The sequence below is a fragment of the Tabrizicola sp. T74 genome (genome assembly GCF_057219935.1).
Genome location: NZ_JBXVVT010000007.1, coordinates 171,721 through 190,511, shown reverse-complemented (window position 1 = coordinate 190,511; position 18,791 = coordinate 171,721). Strand labels below are relative to the sequence as shown.

Below are 18,791 nucleotides of genomic sequence, written 5' to 3'. Positions count from 1 at the left end.
CCGAGGAGGAGGCGCAGGGCCGACGACGAGACAAAAGCCTCGCGCGTCAGCGCTCAATTCGAAACCCGTCAGTGGCCCTCGGCCAGCGCCTGCCGGACGTGATCGACGCCCTGCTGGATGTCCTGCTCAATCGCCCGGGCAAGGGCCTTGGCATCCCCTGACCGCATCGCTGCCAGCGCCTCACGGTGCAGGTCCGGCGCGGCCTCGCGGCCATAGCGGTCGATCACGGCGCGCAGGGAGGGCCCCGCCCGCAGCCACAAGGACCGCGCGAGGTCCAGAAGGACCGGGGCTTCCGCCGCCTCATAGAGGGCAAAGTGGAAGGCATGGTTCGCCGCCAGGTAGTCCGGCAGCTTCCCCGCCCCGATGGCCCGGTTCACCGCCCCGTCGATCGCCTCCAGCCGGTCGATCTGCGCTGCCGTCAGCTTCGGCGCGGCGAGTTCCGCCAGCTTCGGCTCGATCGCCAGCCGCGCGAAGGCCACCTGCTCCAGCATTTCGGACGAAAGCTCCGGCACCGCCACCCGCCGGTTGCCCTGCGGCAGCAGTGCGCCCTCGGCGGTCAGCCGCCGTATCGCCTCGCGCACCGGGGTCATCCCAGCCCCAAGGTCGGTGATCAGCCCCTGGATCGTCACCGGCGCACCGGGGGCGAGATGTCCGAACAGGATCATGTCACGCAGCCGCGCGTAGGTGACCTCATGGCTCGGGATCTTGCGGCTGTCGGCGTCCATTGGGGCTCCCCTCACGTCGCCCCTTTATGACGCCATCTGCCCGGCAATCAAGAGTTGATCAAATCCTCAGGACGCGTTTGGCGCATAGCGGAACCGCGTCACATCCGCCGTCCAGCCCTGCCCCGTCAGGTCATGCGCGACGACGCCGACAAAGGCCCCGGTGAAGGAGGCATGCTCGCCCCGCCCGCCCTCGTCCGACACCACCGAGGCATCCAGCTCCGGCCCCACTGCCACGCCATTGACGCTGAAGCGCTGCACCGACCGGTCGACGCCGACCCCCAGCGTCACCTTGCCCTCCGCCACCGGGAACCGCCCGTGGAAAGTCAGCGCCTCGCCGGGCCAGTCGCCGAGGCAAGACACCAGGGTCACCACCCGCTCGCCGCCCTCGCGCGTCACCAGGGCCGCATGAAACTTGTGCCGGTTGTAATAGGTGATCAGCCCCGCCGCCCGCTGCCAATTGGGCGGGTCCGCGACCACATCGCACTCCGCTTCATAGCTGGGTTCATCCTGCCGCCGCGCGACCAGCGACTGCTCGAACCACGACCCGAGGCTTTCCCGCCCGATCAGGCGCAGGGCGCTGCCGGTCATCCGGAAGATGCGATCCGGCTGAGGCGTCCGCAGCCACTGGAAGTCCATCGGCAGTGCCGAGCCCGTGAAGTCGTACTCCACCGCGACCGGCACCACCCGCTCCACCGGCAGATCGACCGTGGTCGGAGGCAGCATCCCCCCATCCTTCAGCCACAGCCACCCGTCGCGCCAGACGACCTCGGCCAGCCCCGTCTCCCGGCCCGTCGCGCAGAAGAGCCCGCGCGGACCCTTCTGCGGCCGCCCGCAGAGGTACGAATGCCAGAACCGCCCGTCATGCCCTTCGACATACTGCCCATGCCCCATCCGCTGGATAGGGTTCTGCGACGCGAACCGCGCCGTGATCACGTGCTTCTGCGGATGCGTCTCATACGGCCCGCGAATGTCCCGCGACCGCGCCAAGGTCACCGCATGGTCATAGCCCGTGCCCCCTTCCGCGGTCGTCAGGTAATAATACCCGTCCCGCCAGAAGAGATGCGGCGCTTCGGTCAGGCCCAAGTCGGTGCCGACATAGATCGTCGAAACCTCGCCCAGCAGCCCCTTCTCCGGGTGCCATTCCTGCAATTCGATCCCGTCAAACCGGTCATTCGCCGGGTTCAGCCCCGAGCCCTTCTCGCGATGGTTCCAGCGCATGTTGACGAACCATTTCCGCCCGTCCCGGTCATGGAACAAGGACGGGTCAAACCCCGAGGAATTGACGTAAGTGGGGTCCGACCACTCCCCGTCCACCGTCTCGCAGGTGACGATGTAGTTGTGCGCGTCCTTGAACGCCCCATCCAGCCGCTTCACGTCCGTATAGACCAGCCAGAACTTCCCGTCCGCGTAGGACATGCACGGAGCCCAAATCCCGCAGCTGTCCGGGTTCCCGCGCATGTCCAGCTGGCTCGCCCGTCGCAGGGGCCGCGACACCAGCCGCCAGTTCACCAGGTCGCGGGAGTGGTGGATCTGCACCCCCGGATACCATTCGAAGGTCGAGGTCGCGATGTAATAGTCCTCGCCCACGCGACAGAACGACGGGTCGGCATTGAAGCCGCGGATCACGGGGTTTTCCAGCATCATCAACCTCTTGTCATGGATGCGGGCGGAAGGATCCCTCAATCCCTCCGCCCACGCGGCCGACCCGACAGGGAGGTGCCGGGGCCCGGCCAACCCTTCAGCGCAACAGCGCCCGTGCCTCAGTCGGCGACAGGGCCGCTGGCCGGGTGCAGGTTGTCGTCAGCGTGACGAACTGCCCGGTCTCGCCTGAGGTGAGACAAGCCATCATCACGTCGACGCCATGCAGCGTCCGCTCCAGGCTGCAGCGCGCATCGCGCCCGCCCTGCAGCGCGGCGACCATGTCGGCCAGACCCGCCGTGCGGTAGTTGGCCAAGGGCCCGCGCTGCGGATGTTCCTGGTTCGGGATGCCGAACGGGTGGTCCCAGGGTTCGAGCGTGGTCAGGCTGCCGTCCTTGCCGCCGATCTCCACCGTCCCGCCGAAGAAGTTCGGGTCGGGGACGTAGAGCGTGCCCTCGGTGCCATAAAGTTCAAAGTGGTTGCGCTTGTGGTGCCAGACGTCCCACGAGGTCGACAGGTTGATCGTCGCCCCGCTGGTAAACTCCAGCAGAGCATGGATGTTGGTCGGCGTCTTGACCGGGACCTTCTCGCCATTCCGCGCCCCGTTCGAGATCGTCCGCTCCTTCTCGGCCATCGAGGTCAGCGCCCCCACCCGCTTCACCGGGCCGAGGAAGTTGATGAGGTTCGCCACATAGTAAGGCCCCAGGTCCAGCATCGGCCCCGCGCCCGGCAGGAAGAAGAAGTCGGGGTTCGGATGCCAATGCTCCATCCCGTGGTTCAGGACCGCCGCGCAGCCCGCGGTGACCTGACCCACGCGCCCCTCATCCAGCGCCGCCCGCGCCTGCTGGTGCGCGCCGCCCAGGAAGGTGTCCGGCGCGCAGCCCACGGCCAGGCCCTTCGACTTCGCCAGGTCGCGCAGCGTAACACCCTGTTCCAGCGTCAGGACCAGGGGCTTTTCCGAATAGGCGTGCTTCCCGGCCTCGAGGATGCGCTTCGTCACCGGGTAGTGCGCGTCCGGGATGGTCAGGTTGATGACCACGTCCACGTCCTTGTTGGCCAGCAGATCATCAACCGACTGCGCCTTCACGTTGAACTCTGCCGCGCGCGCCTTCGCCGCCTCCATGTTGACGTCCGCGACGGCCCGCACTTCCAGCCCCTTGAAAAGGGGCGCAAGCCGCAGGTAGCTCGTCGAGATATTGCCGCATCCGATGATGCCGAGACCGAGATTTGCCATTTTGTCCTTCCTCAGAATGCCTTGACGGTTGCGATGGACCGGGTTGCGAACCGCGCGTCGTCCTTGGGGTTGTCGTGTTCCAGAACGAAATGCCTGACCCCGATCTTGCGCAGCGCGGCCACGATCGTCTTCCAGTCGACCGTGCCGTGGCCCACGTCCGACCAGCCGTCCTCGTCGGTGTTCTCCCCGGCCTTTGCGATGTCCTTCACATGCGCCGCCGTGATCCGGTCCTTGTATTTCTCGATCCAGGCCAGCGGGTCCGCGCCGCCGCGAATGACCCAGGCCACGTCCATCTCCCATTCCAGATCCGGCCCGCCTTCGAAGATGCGGTCTTGCGGCAGGCTGCCATCGGCCAGCTTGTGGAACTCGAAGTCGTGGTTGTGCCAGCCAAAGCCGTAACCGGCGGCCTTGTAGGGCGCCCCCGCCTTCTGCAGCCGCGCGCCGAAGGCCTTCCACCCCGCCGCATCCGAAGGCCGGTCGGCGGGCATCACGTAGGGGCAATAAAGCCGCTCCATCTTCAGCGCCTTGGCGATGCCCAGCACCTTCTGCACATCGTTTTCCAGCTGCTGCAGGCCAAAGTGCCCGGTCGGCATCGTCAGACCGGTAGCCTTCAGCCCCTCCTGCGTCGCCGCCACCGCCGCGTCATCGGCATACAGCGCGCCATAGCCTTCGACGGCAGTGTAGCCGGCCTTCGACACCATCTCGAAGGTCCGCGACATGGGCGGGAAGTTGCGCGAGGAATAAAGCTGATAGCTGAACATGGGTCTGCCTTTCGTCAGCCGCCGTAGGTGGCGGAATGGAGATCGCGGAGGGTGAAGGTGGGTGTGGCCGAGGGGTCCTCGGGGGTGAAGGTGATCGTCGTCGGATAGCCGGGGAACATCGTCACGGCGTTGGCCGAGAAGCGGCCCGGAACTTCAGATTCCACTGCAACAAAGGGGCTGAGTGCCGTGACTTGCAACGTCAATTTCCAGACATCTTCCTCGCGCTTGATGTCCGCCGTCAGGCCGGACGGCTTGAGGTCATAGGCCTTCCAAGGCTTCGGTGCGTGGACGTCGCCTCCCTGCGCATCGCCCGACCAGATGAAGGCCAGCACCTCGCCCGCCTTCAATGCGTCGGACGCAACCGTCAGCACCGGCACCGCCGCATCCGGGGACACGGTCACCGTCGCCTTGCCCAACTCCCGCGTTGACCCATCCATCGCCGCCGCATTGGCCGTGACGGTGATCGTCACCCCCTCGGACCGGTCATTCACCGCCCGCAGCTCGATCCCGCCATCCTTCGGCACCGCCGTCACCAGCACCGGCGCATAGAACCGCGCGGCCATGTGGTGAAGAAGCTTCCAGTTCCCGCCGTGATCCAGGCTCGCCCAGCTGCACACCGGCCAGGTGTCATTGAGCTGCCAGTAGAGCGTCCCTTGGCAATGCGGCTTCAGGCTCCGCCAATGGGTCACCGCCGTCTTGATCGCCAAGGCCTGCTGCACCTGGCTCACATAGACGAAGTTCGGGAAGTCCACCGGGAAGCGGAAATAGCGGAACATCGTCTCGGCGATCCGCGCATTGCCGCCCGGGTTCTTCTGGTGGCTCTCCATCACCGGGGCGGCGATGTTCCAGTCCGCCTCATCCGCAAAGGCCCGGATTGCCGACAGCGAGGGATAGGATTGGAAGCCGAACTCCGAACAGAACCGAGGGCTTACGTCCCGATAGTGATCAAAGTCCTTGCCCTCGTGCCACACGCTCCAGAAGTGCATGTCACCCGACGAGTCATCATGCCACGCATCGCCAAAAGCCATCGGCCCCGGTGACGGCGACGACGGCCACCAGTTCGCCCCCGGCAGCGTGTCCAGAAGCGCGGCCTCGACAGTCCTGTTCAGCCGGTCGTAGTTCACCAGATAACGGTCGCGGTCCTTGCGGCTTTCCGGGAACCAGGTCAGCGCCCCGATCAACTCATTGTCGCCGCACCAGAGGGCGATGCAGGCATGGTGGCTGATCCGCGCGACGACATCCCGCACCTCGGCATCCACTTCGGCGAGGAACTCGGGGGTCGAGGGGTACAGATGGCAAGCAAACATGAAGTCCTGCCAGACCATCAGCCCCAGCTCGTCGCAGAGGTCATAGAACCAGTCCGGCTCATACCGCCCGCCGCCCCAGATGCGGATCATGTTCATGTTGGCGTCAACGGCGGATTGCAGAAGGCCCCGCACGCCCTCGACCGTGATCCGCCCAAAGAGCGCATCCGCCGGGATCCAGTTCGCCCCCTTGGCAAAAACCGCCCGCCCGTTGACCAGCACGCCAAAGGACCGCCCCGCCGCGTCCGGCTCGGACACCAGCTTCATGTCCCGCAGGCCGATCCGCTTGACCACCCGCGCCCCGCCGCCGGTCAGCACCAGATCATGCAGCACCTGCGCGCCCTGACCTGCGGGCCACCACAGCACCGGGTCCCGGATCACCAGAGAAAGCTCCGCCACGCCACCCACGACGCGCGCAGTTTGCGAGACGCCACAAAGGCTTGCCGTCACATCCTCAGACGTCGCATGAACCGTCAGCCTCACCTCGACACAGGCCGCAGAGTGCACCTGCTCCACCAGCACATCACCGATTCGCGGCCCCACGGGTTCCAGCCGCACGCACCCGGACACCCCGAAAATCCCCAGCGCGATGTTCCAGTCCCAGCCGAAATCGCACTGCTGCTTGCGCAGCATGTTGTTGAAGGCAATCGCCCCATTGACCTGCTGGTACGGGATCGGAAACGGCATCCGCGCCGCCCTCGCCAAGGCCTCGCGGACCGGAGAGCGGAAGTGGATCTCGACCGCATTCTCGCCCGCCTTCAGCGCGGAAGACACATCCACCCGCCACCGCCGATGGACGTTGGCGGCTGACAGGACCAGAACCCCGTTCAGCCGCACCTCGGCCACGGTGTCCAGCCCTTCGACCACCAGTTCCGCAGGCGAACCGTCATGCGAGAACACCCGCCGCGCCACCCAGTCGCGCTCGCTGACCCAGCGGCAATCATACTCGTTCCGGCCCCAATAGGGCTCCGGGATCACCCCCGCCTTCGCCAGCGCCGAGACCCCGTCCCCCGGCAGGTCGAAGGCAATGACATGGGCGCCGCTTTCATCCGAAAGCGTCCAGCACCCCGCCAGATCGAGCATCGTTCAGATCCTTTGTTCCGTCTTCGCGTCAAAGAGCGAGGCCTTGGGGATATCCAGCCCCAGATGCACCTTCGTCCCCGCCGGGAGCCGCCCTTCGACGGGCACCCGCACGCTCATGTTCACCCCTTCGGCCTTCAGCCACAAAAGGCTGTCGGCCCCCAGGTTCTCGTCAATCTCCACCTCGGCCGGGATCGACGGTCCGGCAACCGGCGCGGTCGAGACCGTGATATGTTCCGGCCGGACGCCCAGGATCGCCTGATCCCGGTCCAGGACCGCCCCGCCCTCATAGCCCGCAAGGTCGATCTTCGTGGACCCGAACTGGAAGGCCTTACCGCCATCGACCGTCCGCCCCTGCAGGAAGTTCATCGACGGGCTGCCGATGAAGCCTGCGACGAACAGGTTCGACGGACGGTTGTAGATCTCCAGCGGCTCGGCCAGCTGCTGGATCACACCGCCCTTCATCACCGCGATGCGGTCGGCCAGCGTCAGCGCCTCGATCTGGTCATGGGTCACGTAGACCATCGTGTTGCCGAGCGCGTTGTGCAGGCGCTTGATCTCGACCCGCAGCTCGGACCGCAGCTTGGCGTCGAGGTTCGACAACGGTTCGTCGAAGAGGAACACGTCCACATCCCGCACCAGCGCGCGGCCGATGGCGACCCGCTGGCGCTGACCGCCGGACAGGGCGGCCGGTTTGCGGTCCAGCAGCGGCTGGATCTGCAGGATTTCCGCCGCCCGGGCGATGCGCTTGTCGATCTCGGCTTGCGGCACGCGGGCGTTCTTCAAGCCGAAGGACAGGTTCCCCCGCACGGTCATCTGGGGATACAAGGCGTAGGACTGGAACACCATCCCGATCCCCCGGTCCGACGGCTCGGCCCAGGTGACGTTCTTCCCCTTGATCCAGATCTGCCCGTCGGTGATGTCCAGAAGCCCCGCCAGACAGTTCAGAAGCGTCGACTTCCCGCAGCCCGAAGGCCCCAGAAGCACGACGAACTCCCCCTCTGCCACGTTCAGGTTCATGTTCTTCAGGACAGAGACGGAACCGAAGTTCAGCGTCAGGTCCTTGACTTCAATCGAATTTCCCATGTGTCAGCCTTTCACGGCACCGGCGGCGATACCGCGCACGAAGAGTTTCCCAGACAGGAAGTAGACAACCAGCGGCACCAGGCCGGTCAGCATGGTCGCGGCCATGTTGACGTTGTATTCCTTCACCCCCTGGACCGAGTTGACGATGTTGTTCAGCTGAACGGTCATCGGGTAAAGCTCGGGCTTGGTGTAGACCACGCCGAACAGGAAGTCGTTCCAGATCCCGGTGACCTGCAGGATCATCGCCACCACGAAGATCGGCAGCGACATCGGCAGCATGATCCGGAAATAGATGCCCCAGAACCCGGCCCCGTCGACGCGGGCGGCCTTGAACAGCTCTTCTGGGATCGAGCTGAAGTAGTTCCGGAACAACAGCGTCAGGATCGGCATCCCGAAGATCGTATGCACCATCACCAGACCCCACAGCGTGCCGTAGATCCCAAGCTCGCGCAAAAGGATCACGATCGGGTAGAGCATCACCTGATAGGGAATGAACGACCCGAAGATCAGGATGGTGAAGAAGATGTCCGATCCCTTGAAGCGCCAGTTGATCAGCGCATAGCCGTTCACCGAAGCGATGATGATCGACACGATGACCGAGGGCACGGTGATGACGACACTGTTCCAGAACCCGCGGCTCAACCCGTCGCAGTTCAGGCCGGTGCAGGCCTCGGACCAGGCCTTGACCCAGGGCTGGAAGGTGATCTCGACCGGCGGGGCGAAGATGTTGCCCAGCCGCACTTCGGGCATGCCCTTCAGGCTGGTCATGATCATGACCCACAGCGGCAGGATGTAGTACAGGCACACGACGATCAGCGTGCCGTACAGCATGATGTTGCGCCCGCTGAGAACCTTCTTCGGCTTCGCGCCGCGCGGGCCGGACATTGCGGCCATGGACACGTCAGCCATGCTTCTTCCCTCCGAATTCCAGGTAAGCCCAGGGGATCAGGACGATCAGCACGCTGAGGAGCATCATGGTCGAGGCCGCCAGACCCTGCCCAAGGTTCTGTGCCGTGAAGAGGTAGTCGTAGACATACATCGCGGGCACTTGGCTGGCCGTTCCGGGCCCGCCCGAGGTTTGCGCGACGACAAGGTCGTAAAGCTTGATGATCCCCGATGCGACGATGACCAGCGTGGTGATGAAGACCGGCCGCATCATCGGCACGATGACCAGAAGATAGGTCTTCCAGGTCGGGATGCCGTCCACGCGCGCGGCCTTCCAGATGTCCTCGTCGATGCCGCGCAGGCCCGCCAGCATCAGGCACATCACAAAACCGGTGCCTTGCCATAGTCCCGCGATCAACAGGCCGAACATCACGATGTCGGGGTTGTAGAGCGGATCGAAGGTAAAGCTTTCCCAGCCCATGCTGCGGACGATGCCCTGGATGCCGAACTCGGGGTTCAGGATCCATTGCCACACGAGGCCCGTCACGATGAAGGACAGGGCGAAGGGATACAGCATGATGGTGCGGAACGTGTCCTCGAACCGGATCTTCTGGTCCATCAGGACAGCCAGCAGGAAGCCCATGACGATCGTGAAGACCAGGGCAAAGACCCCGTACAACATCAGGTTGCCGATCGAGGTCAGCCAGCGGCTGCTTTCCCAAAGCCGCTCATACTGGTCGAAGCCGACAAAGTTCAGCCGGGGCAACAGCTTCGAGTCGGTGAAGGAATAGACCACCGTCCAGATCGTGCCACCGACGAAGACCACCAGCGCAGTCAGCACCATGGGAATTGCGGCGATCTTTGCATTCAGATTGCGGAATAGTCGCCCGCTGCGCGCTGTGGAAGCCATGCGCCCCTTCCCCCCCTCGGTCCGGATACAGAAAGGGCCGCCCGCCAGGCGGACGGCCCTGTGGATCAGGCAGGTATCAGAGACCCGACTTCAGGATCTCGACCCACTTGGCATGGGCTTCTTCAGGGGCCATGTCGGACTTGAAGAACTCGACCATCAGGTCGCCAGCCTGGGTCTGGACGTCGGGCGACCAGACCATGTCGCCGCCCGGCAGGATGTTGCCGCCAGCCAGCAGTTCGAGGCCCTTCTTCATGCAGTCGTTGGCAGCCGACAGGTCGACGTCACCACGGATCGGCAGCGAGCCCTTCTTCAGGTTGAAGGCAACCTGGGTGGCAGGCTCGACCAGGATCTTGGCCAGACGCTTCTGCGCGGCTTCCTTTTCCGGATCGTCCAGTTTCGGGAAGTAGAACGCGTCACCGCCGGTCGAGAGGTACGCATTCAGGCCGAGGCCCGGCAGGCAGGTATAGTCCTTGCCGGCCACTTCGCCCGCAACCTGGAATTCGCCCTGCGCCCAGTCACCCATGATCTGGCCGGCGGCCTGATCGGTGATGACGAGGTTGGTGGCCTGGTTCCAGTCCTGCACGGTCGACTTGGCGGCCAGCTTGCGCGCGTCGGCAGCCGCCGCGAAGACCGCAGCCATTTCCGGGCCGGCCGCGACGTCCATGTTCTTCTCGACGTTCACCTGTTTCCAGACGTCAAGCCCGGCAACGGCGGTCGTGATCGCACCGAAAGCGAGGTTCGACTGCCAGGGCTGGTTGCCCAGCGCCAGCGGGATCTTGCCCGCAGCTTCAACCTGCGGCGCGGTCGCAACGAACTCGTTCCAGTTGGTCGGAACCGGGATACCCAGATCCTCATAGACCTTGTTCGACAGCCACAGCCATTCCGGCGAGTGGATGTTCACCGGCGCGCAGTAGATCCGGCCGTCGATGGTGCAGGCGTCCAGAAGCGACGACGGGAAGATGATTTCCTTCCAGTTGTTCTCTTCGGCGACATCGGTCAGGTCGAGCATCAGGCCGGCCTCGACCAGTTCCATGGCCTGCTGGCCGTGGTTGAACTGGGTGGCGCCCATCGGGTCACCGCCCGTGATGCGGCTGATCATGATCGGACGCGCAGTGCCGCCCGAACCGGCGATCGCGCCGTCGATCCACTTGTCGCCCGAGGCGTCGAACGCCTTGGCGAGTTCCGCAACCGCCGCGGCTTCCCCTCCGCTGGTCCACCAGTGGGTGACCTCCAGCTCGGTTGCCATGGCGGGCATCGCCACGGACATCGCCAGAAGCGCCGTCATCTTCGAAAGTTTCATACCGTTCCTCCCGGTTTCTAAAACGTTATAGAAATAGCCTATAACGTTATAGTTTTGCCGATCAACTGATCTTTTCGCTTGTCGCGCCTGCTTGCAAAAGTTTTCATGAAGGGATGATCCGCGCCTAGAAGGGGCGGAAACCCAGGGAAAACCCGGCCGATGCTGCACCGCCAAAATCCCGCTGAACCCCTTGCCGGACGGGCAAATCCCGCCCCGGGCCGGGTGGCGTGTGCTGCAGGCGCAAAGCCGCTGTGGACAGGCGAATCACCCAAGGGGATTCGCGGCGGCCTGGAACTCCTTTCGCCGGAAGGGGGCGCGCAGCATGGCCACGCTCACTGATCCGCCCACCCCTGATTCGGATACCCAGCGCCCGACGCTGAAGACCATCGCTGCCGCCACGGGCTTTGCCATCGCCACCGTCAGCCGCGCGCTCAAGGACGCCCCCGACATCGGCGAGGACACCAAGCGCCTCGTGCGCGAGACCGCCGAACAGCTCGGCTACCGCCCGAACCGCGCCGGGGTCCGCCTGCGTACCGGCAAGACCAACGTGATCGCGCTGGTCCTGTCGACCGAGACGGACATCATGAACCACACCTCGCGGCTGATCTATTCGATCGCGAACGCGCTCCGGGGGACGGCCTACCATCTGGTGGTGATGCCCTTCTTCCCCGATCAGGACCCGCTCGACCCGATCCGCTACATCGTCGAGACCGAAAGCGCCGACGGGATCATCCTGAACCAGACCAAGGAAGACGACCCGCGCATCCGCTACATGCACGACCACGGCTTCCCCTTCGCTGCGCATGGCCGTACCGCGATGGGCATCGACCACCCCTATTTCGACTTCGACAACGAAGCCTTCGGCCGCATCGGGGCCCGCACCCTCGTCGAACGCGGGCGCAAGCGGCTCTATCTCCTCGCGCCGCCCCGCGCCCACATGTACGCCCGCCACATGACCTTCGGCTTCTCGGACGAGGCCGCCCTCCTTGGCGTGCCCTTCGAGGTTGCCGCCAACGTGACCTCCGATTCCGGGGGTGAGGCCGTGGAGGCTGCCGTTGCCGCCCGCTTCGCCCAGCCTAACCCGCCCGACGGTCTTCTCGTCGGCTCGACCACCGCCGCGATGGCGGCCATTGCCGGGGCCGAACAGTCCGGCCGCACCCTTGGTCGCGACTTCGACGTGGTGGCAAAAGAGGCCATCGCCGTGCTGCGCCGCTTCCGTCAGGACATCCTGATCGTGCGGGAAGACGTGGGCCGCGCCGGCGAATTCCTCGCGCATGCGCTGGTGGCGGAAATCGACAAACGCGACTGGACCGACAGGCAGGGCCTCGAGGTGCCGGTCAAGGTGGAACGGGGCCGCTAAGGCCCGAAGTGGAGGAAAACATGAAGACGATCAAGGGCCCGGCCCTGTTCCTGGCGCAGTTCGCGGGCGACGCCGCACCGTTCAATTCCTGGGGCGAGATCACCAAATGGGCAGCCGATTGCGGCTATGTCGGCGTGCAGGTCCCCTCCTGGGACGGCCGTCTTTTCGACCTGGAAAAGGCAGCGTCGTCAAAGACCTACTGCGATGAGTTCAAGGGAATTGCGAAGGATGCAGGCCTGCAGGTGACCGAGCTTTCCACCCACCTGCAGGGCCAGCTCGTCGCCGTCCATCCCGCCTATGACACCCAGTTCGACGGTTTCGCCGCCCCTGCCGTCCGCGGCAACCCGAAGGCCCGCGCCGAATGGGCCGTGGACCAGGTGAAGAAGGCGCTGACCGCTTCCAAGAACCTCGGCCTCACCGCCCACGCCACCTTCTCCGGCGCGCTGGCCTGGCCCTACCTCTACCCCTGGCCCCAGCGCCCCGCGGGTCTGGTGGAAGAGGCCTTCGACGAGCTTGCCCGCCGCTGGACCCCGATCCTGAACCATGCCGAGGACTGCGGCGTCGACGTCGCCTATGAAATCCACCCCGGCGAGGACCTGCACGATGGCGTCACCTTCGAGATGTTCCTCGACCGGGTGAAGGGCCACAAGCGCGCGAACATGCTTTACGACCCCTCGCACTATGTCCTGCAACACCTTGATTACCTTGACCATATCGACATCTACCACGACCGGATCAAGATGTTCCACGTCAAGGACGCCGAGCTGAACCCGACGGGCCGTCAGGGCGTCTACGGCGGCTTCCAGTCCTGGGTGAACCGCGCGGGCCGCTTCCGCTCTCCCGGCGACGGGCAGGTCGATTTCGGCGGCATCTTCTCCAAGCTCACCCAGTACGGCTACGACGGCTGGGCCGTGGTCGAATGGGAATGCTGCCTGAAACACCCCGAGGACGGCGCGCGCGAAGGGGCCGCCTTCGTTGACGCCCACATCATCCGCGTGACAGAAAAAGCCTTCGACGATTTCGCCGACGCCGGCACCGACCGCGCCGCCAACCGCCGCATGCTTGGACTGGAGTAAGCCATGCCCATCGACGCCGCCCACACCGCCCGCCCCGAACGTCTCCGCCTCGGCATGGTCGGCGGCGGACGCGACGCCTTCATCGGCGCCGTCCACCGCATCGCCGCGCGGATTGACGATCAGTATGAACTGGTTGCTGGCGCTTTCTCATCCAACCCGGAAAAGGCCCTCGCCTCCGCGCAAGACCTCGGCGTCCCCCGCGCATATACCTCTTTCGCCGAGATGGCCGCCAAGGAGGCTCGCCGCAAGGATGGCATCGATGCCGTCGCCATCGTGACCCCGAACCACATGCACGCCCCCGTGGCGATGCAGTTCCTGAAGCGCGGCATCCACGTCATCTGCGACAAGCCGCTGACCGCCACCCTGCCCGAGGCCAAGAAGCTCGCGAAAGCCGCCGAGGCCTCGGGCGTCGTCTTCGCGCTGACCCACAACTACACCGGCTATCCGATGATCCGGCAGGCCAAGGCGATGATCGCCGCCGGGGAACTCGGCGAGCTGCGCCTCGTCAACGTCGAATACGTCCAGGACTGGCTGACCGAAGCGGTGGAGGCCTCGGGCCAGAAACAGGCCGACTGGCGCACCGACCCCGCTCGATCTGGGGCCGGAGGCTCTACCGGCGACATCGGCACCCACGCCTTCAACCTGGCGAACTTCGTCACTGGCCTGACGCTCGACACACTCGCCGCCGACCTGACCGCCTTCGTCCCCGGCCGCCGGGTAGACGACAACGGCCATGTGCTGATGCGCTACCAGGGCGGGGCGAAGGGCATGCTCTGGTGCAGCCAAGTGGCACCCGGCAACGAAAACGGCCTGCGCCTCCGCGTCTACGGCACCAAGGGCGGCCTCGAATGGGCGCAAGAGGACCCGAACTACCTTTGGTTCACCCCCTTCGGCCAGTCCAAGCGCCTGATCACTCGCGGTGGCGCGGGATCGGGCCCCGAGGCCGCCCGCGTCAGCCGCGTGCCGCCCGGCCACCCCGAGGGCTACCTCGAAGGCTTCGCCAACATCTACACCGAGGCCGCCCGCGCGATCCGCGCCGCGAAGGCCGGCACGCCCGTCCCCGAAGGCACCACCTTCCCCGGCCTGAAAGAGGGGCTGGAGGGCGTGGCCTTCGTCGACGCCTGCGTCCGCTCCTCGGCCCGCAACGGCGCCTGGGTCAGCCTGAACCTCTGACGGCTGGTGGGCGCATCGCCCACCCTACCTCGCGCGGGCATAGGGTGGGCAATCTGCCCACCGTCCTGTTCGGCGTCGTAGGGTGGGCGATCCGCCCACCGCCCCTACCCGCGCAGCCGCGCCCGCTCGCGCTGCAGCCACAGCACCGTCAGCAACAGCGGCGCATTGCCGATCTCGCCCGAGGCCATCACCTCGACCAGCCGGTCGAAGGACAGAAGGTGACCCTTGATGTCCTCGCCCTCATCCACAGCCCCAAAGACGCCCGCCACCCCGTCCGGCAAGTCGCACAGCGCAACGTAGGAATACAGGTACTCTGCCACCGCCCCCGGCGTCGGGTAGTATTCCGCCACCTTCTCCAGCGCGCCGAGCGTAAGCCCCGCTTCCTCCACCGCCTCGCGCCGCGCGGCCTCCTCGGGCGTCTCGCCCGGGTCGATCCGGCCCGCGATGGCCTCCAACTGCCAGGGCAAGGGATCGCCGCGCCCGAAGGGACCCATCCGGAACTGCTCGATCAAGAGCACCCGGTCCCGCAGCGGATCATAGGGCAGGACCGTCACCGCATCGCCGACAACGAACACCTCGCGCGTGAGGCGCTCACTCATCCTGCCGTCAAACCGCCGATGCCGCAGCCGGTGCACGTCGACCGCAAAGAATCCGGCATGCGCGGGGTCGGGTGTCCCCGCCTCCACCTCGCCCGTCCCCTGCCGCAACCCCGGGCCCGGGGCAGACGCCGCCCGCACCCTGCTAGCCGCCTCGACCCGCAGCGAGGCGAGACGCCCGGCCACGATGTCCACAGGCAACCGGCCATAGGCCTGCATCACAAGCCGGGCCAGCATCAGCCGCTCGGCCGCCGCCACGCCAGCCCCCGGCCCCCCGGCCCGCATCACTTGTCCAAAGAACCCCGCCCGCGCCTCGGCCTCGGCCGGGTCCGCGCCCAGGACCACCGCTGCGGTCCCCTCCGGCCAGCCTTCCAGGGCAGTGCTCACGTCACTTCCAGCGGCGACCCGCGTTTTCCGTCAGAAGCCCGCCGACAATGCCTCCGATCAGGACCGTTCCGAAAACGCCCACCGACATCAGGCCCCGCGCCCGCTGCGCCATGGTCTGGAACACGTCCAGGATCGCCTCAAGCGCCGTGTCGTAACGCATCTTGACCGAGTTATCGATCATCTCGCGCAGCGCCAGCAGGAACAGCGCCGCCACCACCAGGATCACCGCCGTCTTGATCCCGGCCCCGGCGGCCTCGACATAGCCCTTGCCCGTCGTCCCGCCCATGACCGACCAGCCGATGATCGCCCCGACCACGGCAGCGCCTTCGCGCAGCGGCCCGGCCGAGGACGCATCCGGCATGTTCAACGCGTAATAGTTGGCCAGGACGAACCCGACGACAGCAAAGCAGACCGCAGCCATCAGCTTGGCGCCGGTTGGCATTTTTGTAGCCATTCCAAAGTCCTCAGCTTGGACGCGTCACCGTGATCTGCGTCACGTCGCAGTTTCCACCCTGAAACGCCCCCGCGCAAGAGGCGAGGTAGAAATCCCACATCCGCTTGAACCGGTCGTCAAAACCCAGCTTCTTCACCTCGCCCCAGCGGTCGGCAAAGCTTTCGTGCCAGCGCCGCAGGGTCAGGCTGTAGCTCTCGCCGAACTCGATCGATCCCTTGACCTTCAGCCCCGCCTTTTCCACTTCGGCCCGCAGGACCGACGGCGCCGGCAGCATGCCGCCCGGAAAGATGTATTTCTGGATGAAGTCGACGCCCTTGCGGTACAAATGCCAGCGCGCATCGGCGATGGTGATGATCTGCAAGGTTGCGCTTCGCCCCGGCTTCAGCCGGTTGCGCAGCGTGTCGAAGTAGACCGGCCAGTACTTTTCGCCCACCGCCTCGAACATCTCGATCGAGGCGATCCCGTCATAGCTGCCGCGTTCGTCGCGATAGTCCTGCAGCTTGATCTCGACCCGGTCCGACAGCCCCGCCTTCGCGATCCGCTCCACCGCATAGTCATGCTGCGCCTGGCTGATCGTCAGGCCCGTCACCCGTAACCCCCGCTCCTTCGCGGCATATTCGGCAAAGCCGCCCCAGCCGCAGCCGATCTCCAGCACATGATCGCCCTCGCGCGCGCCCATCTGGTCGACCATGCTGGCATATTTCCGGCGCTGCGCGGTCTCCAGGCTTTCCTGCGGATTGGCGAAGATCGCCGAGGAATAGGTCATCGTGTCGTCCAGCCACAGCCGGTAGAACTCGTTGCCCAGGTCGTAATGGTAGCTGATGTTCTTCCGCGCCTGGCGCTTCGAATTCGACTGCAGCCAGAACCGCATCCGTTCATAGGCGCGCAGAAGGCCCAGGCCCGGGAAGCCGTCGCCCACGATGTTGTTCGCCGGACGCTGGATCAGGTCCAGGAAGGCCTGCAGGTCCGGCGTCGTCCACCAGCCGTCCAGATAGGCATCGCAGAACCCGAGGTCCCCCTCGCGCACCAGGCGGGCGAAGAGATCAGGGTTCACCACCTGGATCTCGGCTGCGATCCCCGGCGTCCGGCCCTCGATCCGGAACCGCCGCCCGTCGGGCAGGACAAAGTCCAGCCGCCCCTCGCCCAGCCGCCCCGCCGTCTCGAACGCCGTGGCAAAATAGCGTGGCAGCCCGGCCTGCCCCTTCACCGTCGTCAATACTTCCATCGGCCCACCCCCAGGGTCGTTATTGTAAACACTTTCACCAAAGGTGATGCGTTCCTCAAGCATTTCGTGCGCCATATGCCGAAAGGGCAGCCGCGCGGCCCTCGGCCAGGTCGACAACTGGCGTCGGATAGGGCTGATCGGCCCGCATACCCCAGGATCGCGGCACCGCGTCAAAGAAGGCCAAAGCCTCCGTCCCCGGGCTTTTCGACAGCTCTGCAATGAACCGACGCCGATAGCGCGCGTCGGCGTCGAACTTCTCGGCCTGGCTGCCTGGATTGAACACCCGGAAATAGGGCGCCGCATCCGGTCCGGACCCCGCCACCCATTGCCAGCCCATCGCATTCGCTGCCGGGTCCCAGTCGGTCAGGCAATCGGCAAACCAGTCCAGCCCCAGCTTCCAATGCGTCAGAAGGTGCTTCGTCAGGTAGCTCCCCGCGATCATCCGCGCCCGATTGTGCATCGTGCCCGTGACATACATCTCGCGCATCGCGGCATCGACGAAAGGCTCGCCGGTCATGCCCCGGCGCCAGCGCTCGGCTAACTCGCTCTCGCCGCGCCAGGGGAAGCTGTCCCACTCCGGCTTCCAGTTGCCGCTGGTGATATGCGGCGTGTGATGCATCAGGTGATAGCTGAACTCGCGCCAGGCCAGTTCCCGCAGAAAGCTCTCCGCCCCCGCGCGCCCCTCGTCCCGCGCCCGCAGTCCTGCATGCCAGACCTCGCGGATGCCGATCTCGCCATAGGTCAGGTTCTCCGACAGGCGCGAGGTCCCCGCGACCCCCGGGTAATCCCGCATCTCGCCGTACCGCGCGACCGGCCCCTCCAGAAACGCCGCAAGCTTCGTCCGCGCCGCTGCCTCGCCCACCGCCTGGTAGGGCAGCACCACCGCCGCCCCCCGGTTCATCGCCGCCCCCAACCGCCAGTCCTCCAGCCGGTCCGAGGCAGGCCACCGCTCCACCCCGCGCAATGCCTTCGGCGCGGGCTCAGGAGCCGCCACCCCCATCCCCCGCGTCGCTTTCCAATACGGAGTGAACACCCGGTAGAACCCACCCGTCCCGGTCTGCACCTCCCAGGGCTCATGCAGAAGATGCCCGACAAAGGACCGCGCCTCGACCCCGTCCCCCTTCAGCGCCGCCTTGACCGCAGTATCCCGCGCCACGGATGCCGGATCATAAAGCCGCGACCACCAGACCCCGCCCGCGCCCGTCTCTGCCACCAGCGCCCGCAGCACCTCCAGCGCCGGCCCCCGCCGCAGGATCAGCCGCGCGCCCAGCCCCTCCAGAGCCTTCGCAAAGGCGTCGACCGAAAGCCCCAACCGCCATTTCGGCGCGGCACCCAGCGCTTCGGTCTCCGGATCCAGGATGAACACCGGCAGCACCGGCCGCCCGCTTGCCACCGCAGCGGCAAGCATCGGCTGGTCCCCCAGCCGCAAGTCCCGGCGGAACCACAAGATCAACGGTTTATCGGACATTCCCCGGCCTTTCCCACGCAACGACAAGCTAGGCCGAAAGCAGCAGGGTCAATATGGTCTTGCCCATTTTGCAAATACTCTCGGGGGTTTGGGGGTGGAAAACCCCCATCGCCCGAGGAGAAGCGCGAA

General features: G+C 65.8%; 16 protein-coding genes. 3 read left to right on the top strand and 13 right to left on the bottom strand.

Going from position 1 to position 18,791, the window contains the following annotated elements; all coding sequences use genetic code 11:
- Positions 1–68: 68 nt before the first annotated feature.
- The 9 genes from AC2EAL_RS19930 to AC2EAL_RS19890 form a co-directional block, all read right to left on the bottom strand.
- Complete coding sequence (locus tag AC2EAL_RS19930) at positions 69–725, bottom strand: GntR family transcriptional regulator (protein ID WP_484725983.1); 657 nt, start codon at positions 723–725, stop codon at positions 69–71.
- A gap of 66 nt (positions 726–791) precedes the next feature.
- Positions 792–2,366 (bottom strand): glycoside hydrolase family 43 protein, encoded by a 1,575-nt coding sequence (locus AC2EAL_RS19925; protein ID WP_484725982.1) that lies wholly within the window; start codon positions 2,364–2,366, stop codon positions 792–794.
- Positions 2,367–2,463: 97 nt separating this feature from the next.
- Positions 2,464–3,597, bottom strand: a complete 1,134-nt coding sequence (locus tag AC2EAL_RS19920; RefSeq protein ID WP_484725981.1) for a Gfo/Idh/MocA family protein — start codon at positions 3,595–3,597, stop codon at positions 2,464–2,466.
- Between the two features lie 11 nt (positions 3,598–3,608).
- On the bottom strand, positions 3,609–4,358 hold the full coding sequence (locus AC2EAL_RS19915) for a sugar phosphate isomerase/epimerase family protein (protein WP_484725980.1): 750 nt from the start codon (positions 4,356–4,358) through the stop codon (positions 3,609–3,611).
- Between the two features lie 14 nt (positions 4,359–4,372).
- Positions 4,373–6,745 carry a beta-mannosidase gene (locus tag AC2EAL_RS19910; RefSeq protein ID WP_484725979.1) on the bottom strand — a complete coding sequence of 791 codons (2,373 nt, stop codon included), beginning with the start codon at positions 6,743–6,745 and terminating at the stop codon, positions 4,373–4,375.
- A 3-nt stretch (positions 6,746–6,748) separates the two neighbouring features.
- Positions 6,749–7,828, bottom strand: coding sequence for an ABC transporter ATP-binding protein (locus tag AC2EAL_RS19905; RefSeq protein ID WP_484725978.1), 1,080 nt, complete (start codon positions 7,826–7,828; stop codon positions 6,749–6,751).
- Positions 7,829–7,831: 3 nt separating this feature from the next.
- The gene (locus AC2EAL_RS19900; protein WP_484725977.1) at positions 7,832–8,737 is read right to left on the bottom strand and encodes a carbohydrate ABC transporter permease; all 906 of its coding nucleotides are present in this window, start codon (positions 8,735–8,737) and stop codon (positions 7,832–7,834) included.
- Positions 8,730–9,557 (bottom strand): carbohydrate ABC transporter permease, encoded by an 828-nt coding sequence (locus tag AC2EAL_RS19895; protein ID WP_484725976.1) that lies wholly within the window; start codon positions 9,555–9,557, stop codon positions 8,730–8,732. Before AC2EAL_RS19895 ends, AC2EAL_RS19900 begins: the two co-directional genes overlap by 8 nt.
- A 142-nt stretch (positions 9,558–9,699) precedes the next feature.
- Positions 9,700–10,923, bottom strand: a complete 1,224-nt coding sequence (locus AC2EAL_RS19890; RefSeq protein WP_484725975.1) for an ABC transporter substrate-binding protein — start codon at positions 10,921–10,923, stop codon at positions 9,700–9,702.
- A gap of 322 nt (positions 10,924–11,245) precedes the next feature.
- On the opposite strand from AC2EAL_RS19890, the gene AC2EAL_RS19885 reads away from it, so the two are divergent.
- From AC2EAL_RS19885 to AC2EAL_RS19875, 3 genes are read left to right on the top strand one after another with little or no spacing between them, the layout of a single operon-like run.
- A complete protein-coding gene (locus AC2EAL_RS19885; RefSeq protein ID WP_484725974.1) occupies positions 11,246–12,283 on the top strand; it encodes a LacI family transcriptional regulator in 1,038 nt (345 codons plus the stop codon).
- A gap of 20 nt (positions 12,284–12,303) precedes the next feature.
- Positions 12,304–13,359 (top strand): sugar phosphate isomerase/epimerase family protein, encoded by a 1,056-nt coding sequence (locus tag AC2EAL_RS19880; protein WP_484725973.1) that lies wholly within the window; start codon positions 12,304–12,306, stop codon positions 13,357–13,359.
- 3 nt (positions 13,360–13,362) lie between these two features.
- Positions 13,363–14,532 carry a Gfo/Idh/MocA family protein gene (locus AC2EAL_RS19875; RefSeq protein ID WP_484725972.1) on the top strand — a complete coding sequence of 390 codons (1,170 nt, stop codon included), beginning with the start codon at positions 13,363–13,365 and terminating at the stop codon, positions 14,530–14,532.
- Positions 14,533–14,636: 104 nt separating this feature from the next.
- On the opposite strand, the gene AC2EAL_RS19870 is transcribed toward AC2EAL_RS19875, so the two are convergent.
- The 4 genes from AC2EAL_RS19870 to AC2EAL_RS19855 are packed head-to-tail and all read right to left on the bottom strand — an operon-like array spanning position 14,637 to position 18,662.
- Positions 14,637–15,515 carry an NUDIX domain-containing protein gene (locus tag AC2EAL_RS19870; protein ID WP_484725971.1) on the bottom strand — a complete coding sequence of 293 codons (879 nt, stop codon included), beginning with the start codon at positions 15,513–15,515 and terminating at the stop codon, positions 14,637–14,639.
- Between the two features lies 1 nt (position 15,516).
- On the bottom strand, positions 15,517–15,969 hold the full coding sequence (locus AC2EAL_RS19865; protein WP_484725970.1) for a TrgA family protein: 453 nt from the start codon (positions 15,967–15,969) through the stop codon (positions 15,517–15,519).
- Positions 15,970–15,979: 10 nt separating this feature from the next.
- Entirely contained in the window at positions 15,980–17,194 is a 1,215-nt protein-coding gene (locus tag AC2EAL_RS19860; RefSeq protein WP_484725969.1) for a class I SAM-dependent methyltransferase, read from the bottom strand.
- A gap of 55 nt (positions 17,195–17,249) precedes the next feature.
- Positions 17,250–18,662 carry a cryptochrome/photolyase family protein gene (locus AC2EAL_RS19855; protein ID WP_484725968.1) on the bottom strand — a complete coding sequence of 471 codons (1,413 nt, stop codon included), beginning with the start codon at positions 18,660–18,662 and terminating at the stop codon, positions 17,250–17,252.
- Positions 18,663–18,791 lie beyond the last annotated feature (129 nt).

Coding starts and splice junctions, on each gene's coding strand:
- AC2EAL_RS19855 (WP_484725968.1), bottom strand. CDS start 18,662: ATGTCCGATAAACCGTTGATCTTGTGGTTCCGCCGGGACTTGCGGCTG.
- AC2EAL_RS19905 (WP_484725978.1), bottom strand. CDS start 7,828: ATGGGAAATTCGATTGAAGTCAAGGACCTGACGCTGAACTTCGGTTCC.
- AC2EAL_RS19915 (WP_484725980.1), bottom strand. CDS start 4,358: ATGTTCAGCTATCAGCTTTATTCCTCGCGCAACTTCCCGCCCATGTCG.
- AC2EAL_RS19900 (WP_484725977.1), bottom strand. CDS start 8,737: ATGGCTGACGTGTCCATGGCCGCAATGTCCGGCCCGCGCGGCGCGAAG.
- AC2EAL_RS19930 (WP_484725983.1), bottom strand. CDS start 725: ATGGACGCCGACAGCCGCAAGATCCCGAGCCATGAGGTCACCTACGCG.
- AC2EAL_RS19910 (WP_484725979.1), bottom strand. CDS start 6,745: ATGCTCGATCTGGCGGGGTGCTGGACGCTTTCGGATGAAAGCGGCGCC.
- AC2EAL_RS19860 (WP_484725969.1), bottom strand. CDS start 17,194: ATGGAAGTATTGACGACGGTGAAGGGGCAGGCCGGGCTGCCACGCTAT.
- AC2EAL_RS19895 (WP_484725976.1), bottom strand. CDS start 9,557: ATGGTGCTGACTGCGCTGGTGGTCTTCGTCGGTGGCACGATCTGGACG.
- AC2EAL_RS19925 (WP_484725982.1), bottom strand. CDS start 2,366: ATGCTGGAAAACCCCGTGATCCGCGGCTTCAATGCCGACCCGTCGTTC.
- AC2EAL_RS19890 (WP_484725975.1), bottom strand. CDS start 10,923: ATGAAACTTTCGAAGATGACGGCGCTTCTGGCGATGTCCGTGGCGATG.
- AC2EAL_RS19880 (WP_484725973.1), top strand. CDS start 12,304: ATGAAGACGATCAAGGGCCCGGCCCTGTTCCTGGCGCAGTTCGCGGGC.
- AC2EAL_RS19865 (WP_484725970.1), bottom strand. CDS start 15,969: ATGGCTACAAAAATGCCAACCGGCGCCAAGCTGATGGCTGCGGTCTGC.
- AC2EAL_RS19885 (WP_484725974.1), top strand. CDS start 11,246: ATGGCCACGCTCACTGATCCGCCCACCCCTGATTCGGATACCCAGCGC.
- AC2EAL_RS19920 (WP_484725981.1), bottom strand. CDS start 3,597: ATGGCAAATCTCGGTCTCGGCATCATCGGATGCGGCAATATCTCGACG.
- AC2EAL_RS19875 (WP_484725972.1), top strand. CDS start 13,363: ATGCCCATCGACGCCGCCCACACCGCCCGCCCCGAACGTCTCCGCCTC.